Origin of the sequence: Selenomonas sp. AB3002 (genome assembly GCF_000702545.1) — a bacterium.
GTDB classification, from domain to species: domain Bacteria; phylum Bacillota; class Negativicutes; order Selenomonadales; family Selenomonadaceae; genus Selenomonas_B; species Selenomonas_B ruminantium_A.
This window is the reverse complement of record NZ_JNIO01000002.1, coordinates 766,860-784,077: the sequence shown is the minus strand read 5'-3', so window position 1 is coordinate 784,077 and position 17,218 is coordinate 766,860. Positions and strand designations below refer to the sequence as shown.

The 17,218-nt window shown below is 42.7% G+C and carries 17 protein-coding genes; 15 read left to right on the top strand and 2 right to left on the bottom strand.

The window, feature by feature from the left end; genetic code table 11:
• The first annotated feature begins 125 nt into the window (after positions 1 to 125).
• From P159_RS0103865 to P159_RS0103830, 8 genes are all read left to right on the top strand, one after another.
• Complete coding sequence (locus tag P159_RS0103865; protein WP_051650095.1) at positions 126 to 437, top strand: helix-turn-helix transcriptional regulator; 312 nt, start codon at positions 126 to 128, stop codon at positions 435 to 437.
• 168 nt (positions 438 to 605) lie between these two features.
• Positions 606 to 1,703: a hypothetical protein gene (locus P159_RS0103860; RefSeq protein WP_029541603.1), complete on the top strand. Its 1,098-nt coding sequence runs from the start codon at positions 606 to 608 to the stop codon at positions 1,701 to 1,703.
• 23 nt (positions 1,704 to 1,726) lie between these two features.
• Positions 1,727 to 1,981, top strand: a complete 255-nt coding sequence (locus P159_RS0103855; protein WP_029541600.1) for a hypothetical protein — start codon at positions 1,727 to 1,729, stop codon at positions 1,979 to 1,981.
• 360 nt (positions 1,982 to 2,341) lie between these two features.
• On the top strand, positions 2,342 to 2,857 hold the full coding sequence (locus P159_RS0103850; protein ID WP_051650094.1) for a hypothetical protein: 516 nt from the start codon (positions 2,342 to 2,344) through the stop codon (positions 2,855 to 2,857).
• 96 nt (positions 2,858 to 2,953) lie between these two features.
• Complete coding sequence (locus P159_RS0103845; RefSeq protein WP_029541594.1) at positions 2,954 to 3,334, top strand: hypothetical protein; 381 nt, start codon at positions 2,954 to 2,956, stop codon at positions 3,332 to 3,334.
• A gap of 41 nt (positions 3,335 to 3,375) precedes the next feature.
• A complete protein-coding gene (locus P159_RS0103840; protein ID WP_185753594.1) occupies positions 3,376 to 4,674 on the top strand; it encodes an SEL1-like repeat protein in 1,299 nt (432 codons plus the stop codon).
• 129 nt (positions 4,675 to 4,803) lie between these two features.
• Positions 4,804 to 5,757, top strand: a complete 954-nt coding sequence (locus tag P159_RS0103835; RefSeq protein WP_029541589.1) for a sel1 repeat family protein — start codon at positions 4,804 to 4,806, stop codon at positions 5,755 to 5,757.
• Between the two features lie 43 nt (positions 5,758 to 5,800).
• The gene (locus tag P159_RS0103830) at positions 5,801 to 6,601 is read left to right on the top strand and encodes a hypothetical protein (RefSeq protein ID WP_029541586.1); all 801 of its coding nucleotides are present in this window, start codon (positions 5,801 to 5,803) and stop codon (positions 6,599 to 6,601) included.
• Between the two features lie 185 nt (positions 6,602 to 6,786).
• Here P159_RS0103830 and P159_RS18335 read toward each other — a convergent pair whose 3' ends face one another.
• Together P159_RS18335 and P159_RS19095 are read right to left on the bottom strand one after the other, a co-directional pair.
• Positions 6,787 to 8,022, bottom strand: a complete 1,236-nt coding sequence (locus P159_RS18335; RefSeq protein WP_072004085.1) for a transposase — start codon at positions 8,020 to 8,022, stop codon at positions 6,787 to 6,789.
• Positions 7,988 to 8,227, bottom strand: a complete 240-nt coding sequence (locus P159_RS19095) for a hypothetical protein (protein ID WP_051650017.1) — start codon at positions 8,225 to 8,227, stop codon at positions 7,988 to 7,990. The genes P159_RS18335 and P159_RS19095 overlap by 35 nt, the downstream gene beginning before the upstream one ends.
• A 195-nt stretch (positions 8,228 to 8,422) precedes the next feature.
• Here P159_RS19095 and P159_RS0103820 point away from each other — a divergent pair, with 195 nt between their 5' ends.
• From P159_RS0103820 to P159_RS0103785, 7 genes are all read left to right on the top strand, one after another.
• Complete coding sequence (locus P159_RS0103820) at positions 8,423 to 8,845, top strand: HAD domain-containing protein (RefSeq protein ID WP_318253504.1); 423 nt, start codon at positions 8,423 to 8,425, stop codon at positions 8,843 to 8,845.
• Positions 8,846 to 8,945: 100 nt separating this feature from the next.
• On the top strand, positions 8,946 to 10,037 hold the full coding sequence (locus tag P159_RS0103815) for a DUF932 domain-containing protein (protein WP_029541582.1): 1,092 nt from the start codon (positions 8,946 to 8,948) through the stop codon (positions 10,035 to 10,037).
• A gap of 184 nt (positions 10,038 to 10,221) precedes the next feature.
• Positions 10,222 to 11,643: a hypothetical protein gene (locus P159_RS0103805; protein ID WP_029541580.1), complete on the top strand. Its 1,422-nt coding sequence runs from the start codon at positions 10,222 to 10,224 to the stop codon at positions 11,641 to 11,643.
• The gene (locus P159_RS0103800) at positions 11,640 to 12,620 is read left to right on the top strand and encodes a hypothetical protein (protein ID WP_051650093.1); all 981 of its coding nucleotides are present in this window, start codon (positions 11,640 to 11,642) and stop codon (positions 12,618 to 12,620) included. Before P159_RS0103805 ends, P159_RS0103800 begins: the two co-directional genes overlap by 4 nt.
• 24 nt (positions 12,621 to 12,644) lie before the next feature.
• Positions 12,645 to 13,541: a hypothetical protein gene (locus P159_RS0103795; protein WP_029541574.1), complete on the top strand. Its 897-nt coding sequence runs from the start codon at positions 12,645 to 12,647 to the stop codon at positions 13,539 to 13,541.
• A 41-nt stretch (positions 13,542 to 13,582) separates the two neighbouring features.
• Complete coding sequence (locus P159_RS0103790; protein WP_029541572.1) at positions 13,583 to 14,341, top strand: hypothetical protein; 759 nt, start codon at positions 13,583 to 13,585, stop codon at positions 14,339 to 14,341.
• Positions 14,342 to 14,604: 263 nt separating this feature from the next.
• On the top strand, positions 14,605 to 16,878 hold the full coding sequence (locus P159_RS0103785) for a hypothetical protein (RefSeq protein ID WP_029541570.1): 2,274 nt from the start codon (positions 14,605 to 14,607) through the stop codon (positions 16,876 to 16,878).
• Positions 16,879 to 17,218 lie beyond the last annotated feature (340 nt).

Below are 17,218 nucleotides of genomic sequence, written 5' to 3'. Positions count from 1 at the left end.
AGGATATAGTTGATTTTACAAATTACTTTACCTACGGTAAGAAAACTAAACCCTGGGTGGCTGGACTTTTGTACGATTATTTGCAAAAATATTAATAATGTAATTTGAATAGGAGGTGAGATGGTTTGCAGGAACTGGAACAGAGCTATAGAACCATTGGTGACAATGTATATAGATTCCGTGTTTTACAACATATGACGCAGGAGGAGTTGGCAGAGTCATCCAATGTAAGTGGCGCATATATTAGCCAGATAGAGAGAGCAAATTTGCATAAGGGGATTACCTGCACTGCTATGATAAATATAGCTAGGGCATTAGGGGTTCCAGTTTGTGTCTTGATGTCTGAGAAGCCCTGCCAGCATTATTTGGATTATTTAAGCAGCGCAGCGGCGCATAGGCTTGCGGATGAATGTGTTGTAGCTTCTAATTCTACATAAAAAAATAAGTTGATACGATCTGGTTATTTATTATTTTAAGAAAAATTACAATAAAGAATTTGCAGTTTAGATACGGTATGTGGTATTGGGTGTTAGGCGCTAATTGCTACATATCATTTTTTTATAGCTTGACAATTGAAATTATGTTTTAGTTAAGAGGTGGAGACAATGACAGAAGAAGAGTATTATAACATGTTATTGTTAACAGATGAAGAAGTTGAGGAAGTTCATAGTAAGCATATGAGAAGCTATTACAGTGCAGTTGAGGAATTCGGGAATAAAACATCATTGACAAGCACTGATATGGGCTTTTTGATGGTTGCAGCTGTGTTACAAACGTTGAGATGGGTTTTCTTTGGTAAAGATATGCAACGATTTGAAAAAGCCAGTGATGCAGATAAAACTTTTAGAAGTATAGGAGAGAAAATAAATAATGATTATTTACCTGCCACCGTAAGGTCAATAGGGGAAAGTCTTATTTCTCATACAGTACCGTATGATGCAATTAAACGTTCAGAAAGATTTATAGGTATTTACGATGATATGCCAGGTTTGAGTGGAACCAATCACCGATATAAGGCGATTGGACACGACCCATTAGCAGGGTTGATTTTTGGAACAGCAAATATTGCTACAAATACATTAACTGTCAATGATTGGACATCGGCATTTCCTTCATATCATGTGAAAGAACAGAGAATAGATGGAAAGACAGATTTATATCATGTAATGAAATGGACAGGAGAAATATTACAAGATAAACCAGAAGTTATAGGTGCAGCACTGGCAAGACAGGTAGCACATTGTTGTACAGATATGTTTACGACACAGGGGTTACCAATCCCTGTAATAAATGTCATATCACCGGAATTCTCGGGTTTTTTAGTAGGGCAACAGATAGATGTTTGGGGTACAACAAAAAGTGCATCTATGGCAATATTGATTAATAAACTAATCGAAATGTGTCATCGCTTATTCTATAATCCGGGAGAAGATTTGAAGTTGTATGAAGTGAGAACACGGAAAATACTTACCTATTCAAATACATTGTCATCACTGATAAACGTAGGTTATGTTGGAGCAACGAGAAATGTAAAGAAGCTTGATGTAGGTGGTATTTTGGTCACATTATGGAGATTGCTTAACGATAAGGAGAAGATAAGAAAGATAAAGAGAGAATTTGTGAATATGACATTAGATGGAGAATTAAAAAAAGAAGAAGATGAAGTAAATCAGCAATTAGCAAGATGGGGATTCTCTATTTAATTTGAAGTAAGGAGTGGGGAAGAATGGGTGTAATTAAAACTGTAGCAAGAGGTGTTGGTGGCGCAGCAGCTGCTGCAATATTGGCACCGGAGGCTATTGGCCTGGGTGTGGCGGCTGCTGCAGGAGCTGTGATTGCTAATGTTGCAGGAGCTATTAGTGACGATAGTATTGCAGATGAGCATTACGATAAGGGATATGGTGATGGACATAAACAAGGTGTACGAGATGGAAATGTTGCTACAGCTAAGAAGTTTTCTAAGATGATGGCTGAAAAGTAATAGATACAGATGCACAAGATATGATATGTCATAAGTGAAATCTATAATGTGGTTGCCTAGGACAGCGAGTTTGATTGTGTAAGAAAATTTTTTTGATTTCAAACATATACCATATTCCAGTAGAAAAGCACGGGCTGATTGAGTCTGTGCTTTTCTGCTATGAAAAATTGATGTCTATCCTGTCACCTAAAAAGTTATGGAGTTGCATCTGCCTGTTAGTAGGTGCTGTGGATATGGTGGACTGTGCTTTCGCTGCTAGGTGATATGAGAATCTTAGCAGGTGTTATGTTTGTAGGAGAAATAGCGAATACTATAAAAAGGCTAAGGAGGGATGACGGATGTTAGATTAGGAATTGAAGGATGAACTGGAACGATACATCGTCCAGAATGAACAGTAGTAAAAGATTTGAAGATGAACCAGAAGAATCTCCTAAAACATCTGTGGTTGCCTTGTCAGGAAGAGCAGTAGCTGCGATAAGCGAAGACTTTCTCAAGGGGATAGGCTACTTGGCATCTAAGTTTCAGATGTCTTTTTCTAAAAAACTTATGTGGTGGATAAAGGAGCACAAGCGCAAGCCGGTAGAGATTTATAGTGCAGTGGGGATAACCAAGGGGCACTTTGCAAAAATCCGCAATAATATACATTATCATCCGACAAAGGAAACTGTACTGGCCTTCGTCGTAGCATTGCATCTGTCTATGGAGGAAGCGGCCGATCTGCTGAAGCGGGCAGGATATGCCTTATCAGATAGCTGCTTGAGTGATATGATTGTGGCATATTTTCTGGAGGCGAAGCGTTATAACATAGATGAGGTCAATGAGGCTTTGTATAGGCATGACTGCAAGCCTTTGACAAACTGGCGGGATTGCAAATAAAGTGCCAAAAGTTGCCTGTCAGGATACCACTTTGCTCGGAAATCTTCGTATGATATAAGCATAGAGATATTGATTAGCAGTAAGGAGGATATTTCCATGACTTGGGCAAAGAATGGATTGCTTTTGGCTGTAGGCGGTTTGGCAGGATTGGCGTTGGCAGCTATACTGGATGCTTCTGATAAAGAGGCTGAAAAGGCCAGAGATGATGCAGACGCTTTGTATAGTCTGATAGAAGACATTCGTAGCGAGGCAGAGTGGGCCATGGAGGAATGTGTCACCGATGAAGATAGGGAAAATGTGTATGCCAAGGTAAGAGATTCAGTACATAATCTTCAGGTGGCACTGCAGGAATGCGGCGAAGCAATCAATACTAATCTACGAAAACAGGCAACGGGAGCACGAAGCCGGGAAGAGGTTGAAAAATCTATTGAGAGCATAGTGCAGGAATTTAAAGTGAAGACTGATAAATTTGATTGATTGTAGTGGAGAGTGTAAATATTGTGGCGGGGGACAAAGAAATGGAGAATAGCTGGCTGGATAAAGGTAGGCGAGCCTATAGTTTAAAGCAATATGATACAGCGCTGGACTGCTATGAAAAGGCAATTGCTGAAGGTGATATTCAAGCGATGTATCTGGTAGCCTGTATGTATAAGTCAGGCATTGGTGTTCCTAAGAGCTTTTATAAATCTAAAGAGTTGTTTAGACGTGCTGCTGACGCAGGGTATCAAAAGGCGAGAAATGCAATGGCTTTTTACTTCAATACCCCGAGTGTTCATCGGAAGGGATATGTTGAAGAGGCTTGCAGGTTAAGAGAAAAAGGAAAATATAAGGAGGCAATTGAAGAATTTCTTGCCATTACTGATAAAAGTTTTGAACCAGATGAATATACTGCTGAGAGTATGTACTGGATAGGCATGATGTATAAATGGGGGCAAGGTGTACCTAAAGATGAAGTGATAGCAAAAGAATGGTTAAAGAAGGCAGCCGATAATTCTAGTTGGAAGGCTATAAAAGAATTAAAGTTGGATGAATGTGTGCCGGAGGTTATATACGAGAATAATTGTGCTAAGGCAACTGTGTATATATATCACAATATTAAGGAGGATATAAGTAAGAATATATCTACGTTGATGGAATTAGGTGAGTCCTTCAAAGCAGATATAAAGTTTAACTTTCAAGGGCATTGTGTAGCCCTTGAGAATTTACAGACGATGTATATTCGCTCGATGATAGAATCAATCTTTCCTGGTGGGATAAGACCCTTTGTATGGAAACAGGGAACAAAGCTGGATATACTTGCTGAGGGTGAGGATGCGAAAGAAGCGGTAAAAAGTATAGTGGAGTTGTTTTATAGCAGGTTTAGTGAGGAATATCTCGAAAAATTGATTTCACAGGAAAAGATAAAACGGCCAATATCGGAAAACAAAAAAACTATCAATACAGAACACAAGGCTTTTGATGAGACAGAATTTTTAAGTCAATGTATGCACGAGTTCGCAGATATCCGTAAGGGGTTCAATCTGAATGAAGATACATTAATGAAGGCAAAAGAGAATCCAATACTTCATAGATTGCTTGCACCGGTAATAGAAGGATGTACTGAGCATGGTATTTTGAAAATGAAAAAGAACAATAGAATAGATTGTGCGCAGTATAATTTTGATTGTATAGAATCTACTACACCGCCAACGGTAATTGATGATACAGCTGACATGGTGAGTAGTATGTCTAGATATTACTGTAAAAAATGTTATAGGCTACGTGTTAAAATGGAAAAAATGAATCTTTTAGATGAAGTAATTAGGATTAAAGATTAACTGTTAGTTGCGAGTAATAGGCTGGTTATTTACTGTTTGGAAAAGTATATGAGTTAAGGAAGTTGAGATGATTGAATGATTTCAAACTGAAAATGGATGATTTTGACTAATGAGGGAGGAGGCATAAAAGTGGAATTCTTTGATGAGATAGAATACAAGGAATTTGATGAAGCTGAGTTTTTAAGTCAATGTATGCAAAAGTTTCCGGATATTCGCAAGAAGTACAATCTGGATGAAGATGCATTGAGGAGAGCCGAACAGAATCCAACACTTGAGAGTTTTGTTGCTTCGGTAATAGAAGGATGCACTGAGCAGGGCATACTGGAAATGAAAAAGAAATTGCCTGAATGGGAAAAGGAAAGAGAGAAGCACAGACAGAAATTTCTGTTTTGTGGTATTATGTGCTTTACTCCATTTTTAAGGATAGTTGACCTAACTGCTGAGGCGGTCAGCAGTATTTCCAGCTATTATGAAGAAAAATGCGGGAGACTGTGTGCCAAATTGGAGCAGTTGGAGCATTTTGATGAAGTAATCAGGAGCAAGGAGAAACTGGCAAATGTTGGTGATGTGCCAGCTATGCTCTTCTTGGGAAAAGCCTATGAGAAGGGAAAACTTGGTAGATTGGTAGATCATGAAAAAGCTCGTTCATACTATCAGATGGCTAAGGAGACATGGGAAGGTGATTTATCAAAAAGGTATATGGACTGGCTTGAGCAGGCTGTAAAGGATAGTGGCTTGGAGAGAATTGGTCGTCTAGGTCGTGAATATATTGCTGGGTCATTTGCGGAAGCTGCTAGAAAGAATCCAAATGCTAAGTTGAAGCATGAGATAAAATGGCTGAATAAGGCGATAAAGGCTGGTGATGGCTGGGCTGCTTTTACTAAGGGGAATATCTGCTTTTACGGTTATGGGCGCTGGAAAGAGCGAAAGAAAGAGGCGTATAATAATTATATAAAGGCATCAGAATCGAAGGAATCGATATACCCGTTGGAATTAGAGAAGATGTCTTTCGATAGAACAAAGAGCATAGATTATAAAATTTTGGAAGCATATCTCCGTGTTTATCAAGAATGCCTGGCATAGAAAAGTGTAGGTGGGCAAGGAAGGTGGGAGGAGGAATTTAAGTATGTTATCAGATGTACGTGTTATACCCTTTGCTCAAGAAATTCTTCATAAAAATGTTTGTTTTGGCAGTGGTATTGAAGACTTGATGAACATAACTGATATGTCACACCTATCAGATGGAATGGACGAATCGGACGAAATGTCTCTGTATTACATGACGGTAGTTGGAGAAGTGCTTATCCCTTGTCATGACAGGTTAAAAGAGATAATGTGCTCATTCAGGCAAAAGAAGCTGTACGATCTTTGTATTACTTACCGCACAGATGGTATTACCTTTGGTGAATTGTGCGATTTCATTACAGGAAGCGACGATCAGGCTAAGAAATATGGCTTACAGATAAAAAATATAAAAGTAGCACAGTCAGCGTTTAAAAAAATTCTTGCTCGTCATAACGTAGAGAGTGTGGGTAATATACATGAATTCCTGCCTTCCGTTATATGGACGGATGGCAATGTGGACATTTGCCTTTCGGGGGATAGCAACAATTGTATCATGTTGGAAACCTACCTTACAGAAATAGGTAGTATGACTAAGCACTTCACTTTCTTTATGGATAACTTATCTGATTGCACAAAGGAAAATATTGAAAATGCCTATAATGTAAATACTATTTTGGACTCAGATTCTGCGACTGATGATAAAAGGATATTTGGATTGAAGGAATACGATATATCTTACAATAATTACGTTAAACATCAAATAATTAATGCCTGCTTAAAACGTATTAACAGTTCGTCTACTTCTACATCGGAATGCATCGAGTTGATACGTGAAATGCGTATGGTGATTAAAGAAATATAAAATTGTGCATCGGCTATAAAAGTGATGTAATTTAGAAAACACGGCAATCTAAATGAGAATGGACGGCTGTTAGTATTGAGGTGATGGGAAATGTTTTTACACGAAGCTGAAATACCTTAGCTTGAAAGTGTATGAGAAAATTGGCGCAGAAAAACCAGCCTCTGAAAAATATAGTTTTTCAGGGTTCACGCATGCTTACGCCAGGCCTTTACGTGTATGACGGATATTATTGCGAATAACCTAATATACCACATCATGGAAGAGTGATGGCGTCCTTCTTCCAGTAGCCCGTCAATCTTTATGCGTTTGTTGGCCCGTTCAGCAGATGTGCGCTTGTTGTAGATTTGCTTCCATTGAGGTGAACCGCGTGGAGGATCGCAGAACAGCCGTGGATTATCCTTAAGGCTTATATGCACAACACGACCATAAGTGGATTTGGTACAGCGCTTGTCGCACAAGCATAGCCTTTCTGCGTATTTTGTCTTCGGACAAATATATTTGGCTCTGTGCCGTTTCTTATCAGTGCCATCAGGTTTCAGGGGAAGTCCAAGAGGACAGATTGGCACACCGTCATCACTTATTGTATATCCCTTCTCCTCAGCTGATTTGGTACCACGAGGATTCAAGTCTATGAAGGGGGTTATGCTGCTTTTGCTGCACATTTCGTACACAGCAGTTGCATCGTGTGCGGAATCAAGGATCAAAGCGGAAATATTCCAGTCCGCAAAGAACGCCTTGATGCAGGCAAGTCCGTGTAGCATGGCAGGAAGGTCGTGGCGGGATGCACGCTCCAGGATAGGGAAGACAGGCAATCCGGAGTTAGCATCCGTGAAGAGATAGAGGTTATAGCCAAAGTAAAAGAAATTTCTGGACGAATCCCAGCCCCAATTGGCATCGGGCTGGGAGAACCAGCGCTTGTGGTGGCAACTGTCGATGCCCTTTTTATAGCAATCGCACATCGAGTGGCTTCGCTCACGGTTAGAAACCTGCACTGGAGTGCCGTCACCGGCCAGAACCAGTTTCCTGACATCCAGAAGATCTTTGTGAATCGAACCGGCCAGGAATACCCTGTTGTAGATTTCACCGATGATGTGCAGCTTGGTCATGAGGATACCTCCGGCACTGTGTCCATCAAAAAACTTGATGACGGTGGCAGCATGATCTTTGTCGAAGGACGGAGACTTTTCGCCATTGCTCTTTCCTTTAGGCGGTTTCTTCCTGCGGTAGCGCAGGTGAGGCAAGAAATTGTTGCCTCCTGGCCATAGGCGATGGAAGAAGTCATAAAAAGCGCCGAAGGATGGGGTATGGTCGGGTGAAAAGCCTGATAGTATGGCCAGAGACTCATCAGAGCGCAGACGTTCAGCCCAGCCAACAAGAGAGTTAGACTTAAGCCAGACGGAAAGCAAGTAGGAACGCAGCATAGAGGAAGGTAGCCATGCAGGACGACCTTCCGCTGAGTAAAAAGGGACGCATAATCTCGTCAACCGGTGAAAGGTCAATAGCCAGGAGGTTGACTGCCAGCTTGTGCTTCTTCTTGTCGAAGCGTTTGAGGCGACTGTTGTGAATGCGTTGGGAGAGGAGCTGCCTATAGGCAGCGTGGGAGCCGATTTCAGGCAATCTCAGCATGATGTTCACCTTCTTTCAAGTACTATTGTACATGTGAAACATCAAACTGAGATGGGTGATACTCATTCGCAACAGCATTTTTTCCATAAATTGTGGGGGCACATTGAATAATGTGCCATGGCTCAAGGCAGACAAATAGAGGGCTTTGAGTTTTCTAATTTACATAAGTGCATAGAGGGGGGGATGTTTTTGAAAGTGATATTTTTAGATGTGGATGGTGTGCTTAATTCAAAGCAGGATGGAAATTCAATCAAGTTGCGGACAGATTCTCATTTCCGATTGTTGCAGGAGATTGTCAAAGCTACAGGAGCCAAGATTGTTTTGTCCTCATCGTGGCGGGCTGGATTCGCTAAGGCAAGAAATACGCTTTCAAACAGGTTAGGTGAATATGGTCTGGAGATTATGGACAGCACGCCTGTGCTGTCCGGGTTATCGTGCCGGGGGGATGAAATACGTCAATGGCTTGATGATAACAGAAAGTTGGTTGAAAGATTCGTTATCTTGGACGATGATGATGATATGGAAGAGTTCACAGGTACAAATCTTGTGCAAACTGATTCGGAGATTGGATTGCAAGAGGAGGATGCTCTTAGGTGTATTGAAATGTTAAATTCATAAGCTGACAAAATGACAAATTTCAACTGCATATTATAAAAGTGATTCCGGCACAGGCTCTATTGCCTGTGCCTTTTCTTATGCGAAAAAAGGAGGCATTTACATGAAACAGGGGAGAACCTTAGAAGAGCTGGGAACGGAGCTGCAGAGGCAGCGCAATGCTCGGCAAGATTTTGTAGCAGATAGTCGTACTTTGACCTTTGCAACAGAGGATGGTGGCTCCAGGCTGTCTATGAGGGGCAAACTGCTGGACTTTGGCGTGAATCCTTTGGCCCACCAGCAGATTTCTACGCGGCTGGGAATACCATTGAGATACTACCAGCGGATGCAGAAGGAAGCGCCGGTATTGTTGGATTCCAATGTCAATAACTGGCTTCAGCAGAGCCGCGACCGGCGTATGCTCCGTATCATGGATGGCAATGTGAGGGCTTTTCTCTCTGACCGCTACCGCCGTTTGGACAATCTGGAACTTTGTGCAGCAGTATTGCCTATCATCAAGGACATGAAGGGGGCTGTCATCGAATCTTGTGAGATTACGGACACGCACCTGTACCTCAAGGTCATTAACCGCCGCATGAAGGCAGAGGTGACGGTGGGGGATGCAGTACAGGCAGGCTTTGTCATTACTAACAGCGAGGTGGGTTTGGGCAATCTGACTGTGGAGCCTATGATTTTCCGTCTGGTCTGCAGGAATGGCATGATTGTGAAGGATTTCAGCCAGAAGAAGCGTCATGTTGGCAGGCAGGTGGAAAACTATGATACGGCCTATGAGCTGTATAGCGATGAGACTCTGGCCCAGGATGACAAGGCTTTCTTTATGAAGGTAGCCGATACAGTGCGCTGCGCTGTGGATGAGAGTAAGTTCATGCTGACCGTAGGGAAAATGCAGGAAGCTATGCAGATTCCCTTGGAGCATCAGCCCATGGAGGAAGTTCGGCTTTTAGCGGATAGCTTCAATCTCACCGAAAATGAGCAGGGAGATATTTTCAGGCAGTTGTTCCTAAGTGGGGATAACACCCGCTATGGCTTGCTGAATGCTGTTACCGCAGCTTCTCAGAACGTGGCAGATTATGAGCGGGCAACAGAATTGGAGCGTATTGGCGGTGAAATTCTTGCTTTGCCGGGGAAGAGTGCTGCGCCACTGGCACTTCCCGGAGGCAATGTGACACCTTTTAGAAAGGAGATGGCATCATGAAGGGGAATGATGTTTGGTTTGCGCTTGCAACGGAGGCGTTGGGAGTTTTGCTCAAGTGGGGTGCAGACAAGCTTTCCGAAGATAGGGACAGCAAAGGCTGACGTGATAAGTTGGTTGTGGGCATGGCGTAGGTCATGCCCTTTTTTGATGCTGTTTTGCAACTAGACTGCAGGAGGGAACATAAATGGACATTGAGATTGCAAAAATCGTAGAGAAGAACAGACGTAATATCTGGAAAGCAATAGAAGACTACGGTACCTATACCAGTGAAACAGGGGTACTTGAAGATATTACAGATAAATTCGTTGACCGGCTGGCCAGGGATAATGCCTACGCCAAGATGGAGCTGCGCCAGCTTTTCCGTACTTCGCCGGTCTGGAACGAAGAGCTGGATGCTTTGGTTATCAACGGCACCCGCACCCATAATCCCGACTATGAGCGCATAAGAAGCCTTGCTGATGACATACTGGCTCCTGCGTTTGATGGCAGTGATGAAGAAAGGCAGGGACTGCTGAGCAGGGCTGTGAACTTCTTTGCCATTGAGAAGGGGGACAAAACTCACTACATTGAAGCCATCCGGGCCTTGTCGCCCAGAGCCTATGCCCCACACAAGAAGAGGAGCCGCATCTTCAAGGCTCTATGTGATGCGCTGGGGATTTCTGACGATAGAGCCGGAAGTGATTTTCAGAGACTGTTTGCCCAGTTTGCTGATGAGCTTTCTGCCAAGAAGATTGACTTCAAGTTCTTTGTGTCCTTGAACCCGGCCCATTTCCTGACCATGAGCAACCCGAAGGATGATGACAGGGGAAGCACCCTCACAAGCTGTCACTCTCTTAATTCTACGGCCTACAGGTATAACAACGGCTGTTCCGGCTATGCGCGGGATAACTACAGCTTCATTGCCTTTGTGGCGGCTGACCCTGATAACCCAGAGACGCTGAATAATCGCAAGACCATGCGCCAGGTTTTTGCCTATAAGCCAGGCAACGGGGTTCTGCTCCAGAGCCGTCTGTACAATACGTCTGGGGGAACCTATGGCGTGCAGGCTGAAGCAAGAATCTATCGAGATCTGGTTCAGAGGGAGCTGTCTCAGCTGGAACAGGCTGCCAATCTTTGGCAGACCTACAATTACTTCAATAATACACATTGCAAGATCAGCGCCGGTGTTGGCTTTGGTGGTTACCCAGATTGGATGTATAAGGGCTTTGGAGCAAAAATCAGCATACGGCAGGATAAGGCTGATAGCTTTGAGCCCTTCTACGTTGGTACTTACGGGCTTTGCATCTGCTGCGGAACTGAGATCAACACCAACCTGTATTGTGAGGACTGTGGGGAAGAGGATGAAGATGAGGAGGAAGGTACCTCTCGGTGTGACTCCTGCGGTGAGTATTTCGGGGATGTGTATCCCGTGTCTAATAGCGAGGGAACCGTTATTTACGTCTGTGCCAGCTGCCGTGATAGGTATTATGCCTACTGCTCCGAATGTGGCTGCTACTATCCTCAGAATGAGGTAACTGGGGAAGAAAACGGTGAACGTGTCTGCTGTCATTGTATGGAGCGCCGGGAAAAGGAGAAAGAGGAAGCAGAGAGGGAGCTGGTGGCATGATTACCTTGGAAGATGTGATAAGGCTCTCCCAGAGAAATTTGTTCAGTCAGCTGAAAAAGCTATATGAAGGTAATACTGTTGCTTGTGTGGGGAAGTTCCTGCTGGTCAAGGGCGAAGCACCCGTATTACTTGTGGCTCATTTGGACACTGTACATCGAGAAAGGGTCAAGACCATCTGCTTTAGTGAAGATGGCAATATCCTAATGTCCCCTGAGGGCATAGGCGGCGATGACAGGTGTGGTGTTTATGGTTTGGTCAGGGCCTGGGAGCAGTCAGACAAGAAGCCGTGGCTATTATTTACGTGTGATGAGGAAAGAGGTGGTGGCGGGGCCAAAGCCTTTGTCCAGTGGTATGGTGCGAAGAAGCTCCCAATGGAACTGGAGAACATCAAGTGTATCGTGGAGCTTGATCGCAAGGGCAAGCAGGACGCTGTCTACTATGATTGTTACAACCAGGAATTTGAAGACTATATTTCCAGCAAGGGATTCCAGACTGATTATGGCACCTTCAGCGATATCGTCCTTATTGCTCCGGCCATGGGGATGGCAGCAGTCAACCTGTCTGCTGGCTATTATAACCCGCATTCGCAGCATGAATACATCAATCGGAGCCAGTTGGAGGCTGTGATTGAGAAAGTCGGGGAAATCATTGAAGAGGCATCGGGCGAGAATTTCCCACGGTATGAGTATTTGGAGCAGGAGCATGGGTATTACGTTCCCTCTGATGTTCCTTGGAAATATAAAGACTTATACAACAGGCTGCTGGACTATTGTTACCCGGAGGAAATAGAGGAATACCGCTGGGCATACGGAGACGAAGTGCTGAAACCACTATATGAGCATGTCTCTGGGATGCCGTATAGTAGCCCAAGGGGAAGCGGCGGGAAAGGACGTGGCGCTAATGAGCGAACTGGGGCAAAGAGCAAGATTTCCCAAGCAGCACCTGATGCATTGGTTCGTACAGGACCACTATTATGAAGATTTATGGCAGGAGGGTTGAAGATGCCAGCGACAAAATTCGTATGCCCCAGTGGGCGAAGTATTACCATCAAGCGCTGTCTGGCTGCTTGTCCTGAGAAACAACGGTGCATGTTTCTGCCCACCCTAAGAGCTGTGGCAGAGTCCCTTGATCGTGGGATTAAGGGAGCAACCGTGACAGAGCTGATTGGTGGTGTGCGGGAAATCTATCTGAAGAAAAAGACCAGCTATGCCGTAGCTCCACAGGATGTCCTGTATTCCCTTCACGGGCAGGCTGTCCACACCATACATGAGGGGCACACCTCCGGGGAAATACTCGGGGAAATACGGCTGAAGGACAAGGTTACCAGCGGTAAGTTCGACCTTTATGGGAAAATCATCGATGGGGAGGAAGGTGTGCTGGGCGACCTCAAGGTAACCTCGTCTTACAAGCTGGCTAAAGCTTTGGGGATCTATAAGGTTGACGTGCCTACAGGTGAGGTCTACAAGACGGGAGCCAGGAAGGGGAAGCCCAAGACTCGCAAGGAGTTCCGTTATGATGGTGTGCGCCATGTTTGGGATTGGGCGGTGCAACTCAATTACTATAGGCTGTTGCTGGAGCAATCTGGGTTCGAAGTCAAAAAAATGTTTATACAGGCCCTTTGCCGTGACTCATGTCTCAAGACAGCTGCAGAGAGAGGCATAGACAAACAGGTCTACATCATACCCATCAACAGAATCAGTGACCGATGGCTTCTGCGGTATTTTGGCAAGAAATCTGAGATGCTCAAGTCAGCTCTGCGCACAAGGACACTACCGACGCCATGCTCGATAAAAGAGACTTGGCATGGTAAGAAGTGCCTGGAATACTGCGAAGTGAGGGGTAAGTGCCCTCATGCTGCGGCTATGGCAGATCTGCTGAAGGTGGGGCAGGTGGGCTAAAACAATTTGCAAGGTCATATACAACTAGGAGGAAGATCGAGATGGCAAAAACGACAAATAAGAACATAGTTACGTTAGAAGGCGAGGGTTATCTTGCCTTGAAGAACTTCGATTTTAATGAAGCGATGGTTGAAGAAATGGAAGGGCTCAACGCATTCTTCGAGAGAATAAAGATGCCTTCGGGAGAAACTACTCTTTACCAGCTGCCTTCAGAAAATCCTGAAGACCCGGAGTTCGCTAAGGAGTTCTCGGCAGTAATACTGTATCATCATCCGATAAGAGCTTACTTCAAAACTAAGTTCAATGGAGCAGCCAATCCTCCGGACTGTGGCAGTCTTGATGCTGTTACGGGCTTTGGTGATCCTGGCGGTGATTGCAAGAGCTGTGTATACAATGAGTATAGCTCTGGTGAGAATGGTGCCAAGGCTTGCAAGGAGCGCCATCGGCTCTATCTTTTGAGAGAGGGAGAGATGTTCCCTGTGATGCTTTCGTTGCCTACTGGGTCGTTGAAAGAACTTAGCCGGTACTTGATGCGATTGCTTACTAAGGGGATTAAGAGCAATGAGGTGGTTACAAGATTCTCTTTGGTAAAGGCTACCAATAAAGGCGGCATTGCTTATGCCAAGGCATGCTTCCAGCTGGAGCGCAAACTGGCAGCAGAGGAACTGCCATTGGTGGCAGGGATGTCAGAGCAGATTAAGCTTATTAGCCGTAAGGTGGGCTTTGAGGATGTAGATGCGGAGCCTGCGGTGCTGTCAAAGGGGGAGATTAAAGACGTTGTGATTGAGCAAAGTGCATAGCAATTACTGTAGGGGGTGGCATAATGCCACTCCCTATGGATTTTAAGGAGGGTATTAAGATAGACGTATGAATACTCGATAATATATAAGTAGAGTTATTGGGGACTGTGTCAATTGTGCTGGTTGTGTCAAAGAATTACAGTTTCTAGGAGAAATAGTTCCGTTGAGGATTAGATATACGCTGGCTGTATTACCAATCGGTATCCTGCATATGGTATTATTTTTCAGTATCATATTATGATTGACGGTGGTGGAGATGCGCTATGAAACAGTTTGTGACATCAAATATTATTGCAAGTGAAATGATGGTTCCTGGTTTATTTACTAAGGAGCAGTTTTTTGCAATGTGTGAGGAATTAAGAAAACTGAGTTTTTATGGTAAGGTGATATTTGAGGTTAGATTGAAGATTGAATCTAGTGGAAGTGATGCCGTTGGTGCGGATATTTATGATGGATATGTGATGGATAAAATCAAACAACTTTTAATAGAAGTCGGAGAAAAAGATATACCCGGGGTAAAAATACTAGAAATCTATAATGAATGCATAAAGATTAGGACATGCAAGGATGATACGATAAAGGCACTGAATTCAATATATCCAGTAATGGGAATGTGGCAATCGAAGGAAATTGACGATCTGATTAAATATTATAAAATTGTGTTAGATAAATTTTCGGCATTAGAATGTGTGCTGCCTAAATATTTATATCATGATGTTATTAAAGAAGGGCTTAAGAAAATTTGTAAGGATATGGAACTTATACGAGGAAAAATTATACATAGTAATGTTATTGGTGGGGATGATGCTAATACAGGAGCAAAAAAAGATTTGATGATTTTATTATATCCAGAAGGATTGGTGAACGCTGAGTATTATTATAGCTTGCATAAACATGTGAATGAAAGCATTTTTAAAACATTGGCAATGATTAACCCGGGGAGATATAGAGAACCTGATGATGATGCGTACACAGATGCTACGTTAGCAAAAGAATTACTGGCAAGAAAGTTTTTAGAAGAGGGAAAATATATATGTGAAGGTGGTTCTATAACCTTCCCAGACGATAATGAGAATGATTGTGAATATGAAATGCCGATGTACGAGGAATTATATGTGTATTGCAGTAGTGATGATAAGGAAATGATGCTAGGGAAAGAGCTAGAGAGGATATTGGAATCGATAAGAAAAGAAATTAAGATTGTAACTGATAATATAGGTGGAGTGTTTGGTGTAAATTTAAAAATAGATACAACGAAAGATTTGCAACAAAAGAAGGAATCGATAATAGCGAAAAGGATATTTCATAGATATTCTAGATTTTTTATTGAAACTAACAAGGGTATGGAGAACATCACAAAGAAGCGTAAGAAAGATATATTTCGCGTGTTGAAATCTCCATCGTATGAAAATAGCATAAGTGGATTGATGACTAATTCTACTGAAAACGGAAAAATGATGTTTTGTGCTAAAAGTGATTTGTTAAAGAGTAGTCTGAAAAATAAAGAGCTACATGACAAAATGCTTAGGATAGATGAAAATGTTCCGTTGCCGTATTTGTTCTTTGTTGAGAGTGTGGAGAAGCTGAAAAAATTGTTCAGGTTTGATGGATTGACTGCTAGGGCGGCTTATGATATGGATAGGGAGTTGTTCATTTCGTTGAGTGAAAAAAGGGAGATGATGCATAGGTTGAAAATGGAGTTTTATAATATATATTCTGGTTGCTATGAAGAGGATGAGAAAATCGGAAAGTTAGAACAAATATATTTCAAGATGGTAGAGCATGAGTATATTGGGATAATACGGGATATAAAACTTATGTATATAAATCTAGAGAAGTGGCTGTCTAAAATACCAAAAGAATCTGTTGAGTATCTTTTGGATAAACAGATGCGGATTGATGATGGAGAATTGGCAACAAGAGATTTCGATTTTAAAAAGGAAATTAGAAAATATAGAAGGGATATAGCTACCATAATAGGCACAGATGATATAGAGAGTAGTTGTAAAGAAATATATAGATATGCAGATAGATACTATGATATGTGGGCCACAATGCTTGAATTGTATCCCAAGAAAAAATGGGGACAAAATAATTTTTCATATGCAGACCTTGGGACTATGGTGGCGCTGGTTCAAGTTGAGGCAATGCTGAGGAAGAAGAAAATAAAATTCCAATATAAATATTCATATAAGAGTGATGCTGGTAAAAATGTGACGCTGAGTAACTACAGAAATGCATACCTAGATAAAATGATATCCAGGCATGTGGTGATGGATTTGCTATCTTGGCAGATTTTGTGTAACTTTGGGTTTGGTAAGAGTGTGAAAAAGGCGTTCAAAATAATTATAAGGTTATGCAAGGTTTATGAAGAGCTCTATATGGAGAACAGATTTCACTGTTTTGCGGAAAGGGCACAAGGACTAGAGTTTGATGCTAATTTGTTTACCAATATGGAAATCGAAAATATTCACCATAAATTAAGGAAATATTGTGCTGATTCTTATAATGACGCGAGGAGAGAAAAGCGAACCTAGTTGTTTGGGGAGGATTTTTATAATCGATTAGATGTTTTCTTCAATAATGTGATAGAAGCCACCAGTGTCAATTGGTGGCTTTTGTTGTGCGCCCAGCCTGGAGACACTCTAATGGGGGAAGTACCAAGATTGCCCGGTAGTGGAAAAGTCATAGCTGAACAGCAAGGAGGTTCATCAACAACGTTATGCTGAATGATCTAGATAAATGTTAGCTTCTACTCGACGTGCGTTCAGTATGGGAGAACTTCTTATATACATGAAGAAGGCAAAGCGGTAGGCTGCGTGGCGGTCAGCCGGGCCCTAAGGCCAAGCTGACCGCCGAGCAGCCTCGCCGCTTTGC

Coding starts and splice junctions, on each gene's coding strand:
- P159_RS0103860 (WP_029541603.1), top strand. CDS start 606: ATGACAGAAGAAGAGTATTATAACATGTTATTGTTAACAGATGAAGAA.
- P159_RS0103855 (WP_029541600.1), top strand. CDS start 1,727: ATGGGTGTAATTAAAACTGTAGCAAGAGGTGTTGGTGGCGCAGCAGCT.
- P159_RS0103850 (WP_051650094.1), top strand. CDS start 2,342: ATGAACTGGAACGATACATCGTCCAGAATGAACAGTAGTAAAAGATTT.
- P159_RS0103845 (WP_029541594.1), top strand. CDS start 2,954: ATGACTTGGGCAAAGAATGGATTGCTTTTGGCTGTAGGCGGTTTGGCA.
- P159_RS0103840 (WP_185753594.1), top strand. CDS start 3,376: ATGGAGAATAGCTGGCTGGATAAAGGTAGGCGAGCCTATAGTTTAAAG.
- P159_RS0103830 (WP_029541586.1), top strand. CDS start 5,801: ATGTTATCAGATGTACGTGTTATACCCTTTGCTCAAGAAATTCTTCAT.
- P159_RS18335 (WP_072004085.1), bottom strand. CDS start 8,022: ATGCTGCGTTCCTACTTGCTTTCCGTCTGGCTTAAGTCTAACTCTCTT.
- P159_RS19095 (WP_051650017.1), bottom strand. CDS start 8,227: ATGCTGAGATTGCCTGAAATCGGCTCCCACGCTGCCTATAGGCAGCTC.
- P159_RS0103815 (WP_029541582.1), top strand. CDS start 8,946: ATGAAACAGGGGAGAACCTTAGAAGAGCTGGGAACGGAGCTGCAGAGG.
- P159_RS0103805 (WP_029541580.1), top strand. CDS start 10,222: ATGGACATTGAGATTGCAAAAATCGTAGAGAAGAACAGACGTAATATC.
- P159_RS0103800 (WP_051650093.1), top strand. CDS start 11,640: ATGATTACCTTGGAAGATGTGATAAGGCTCTCCCAGAGAAATTTGTTC.
- P159_RS0103795 (WP_029541574.1), top strand. CDS start 12,645: ATGCCAGCGACAAAATTCGTATGCCCCAGTGGGCGAAGTATTACCATC.
- P159_RS0103790 (WP_029541572.1), top strand. CDS start 13,583: ATGGCAAAAACGACAAATAAGAACATAGTTACGTTAGAAGGCGAGGGT.
- P159_RS0103785 (WP_029541570.1), top strand. CDS start 14,605: ATGAAACAGTTTGTGACATCAAATATTATTGCAAGTGAAATGATGGTT.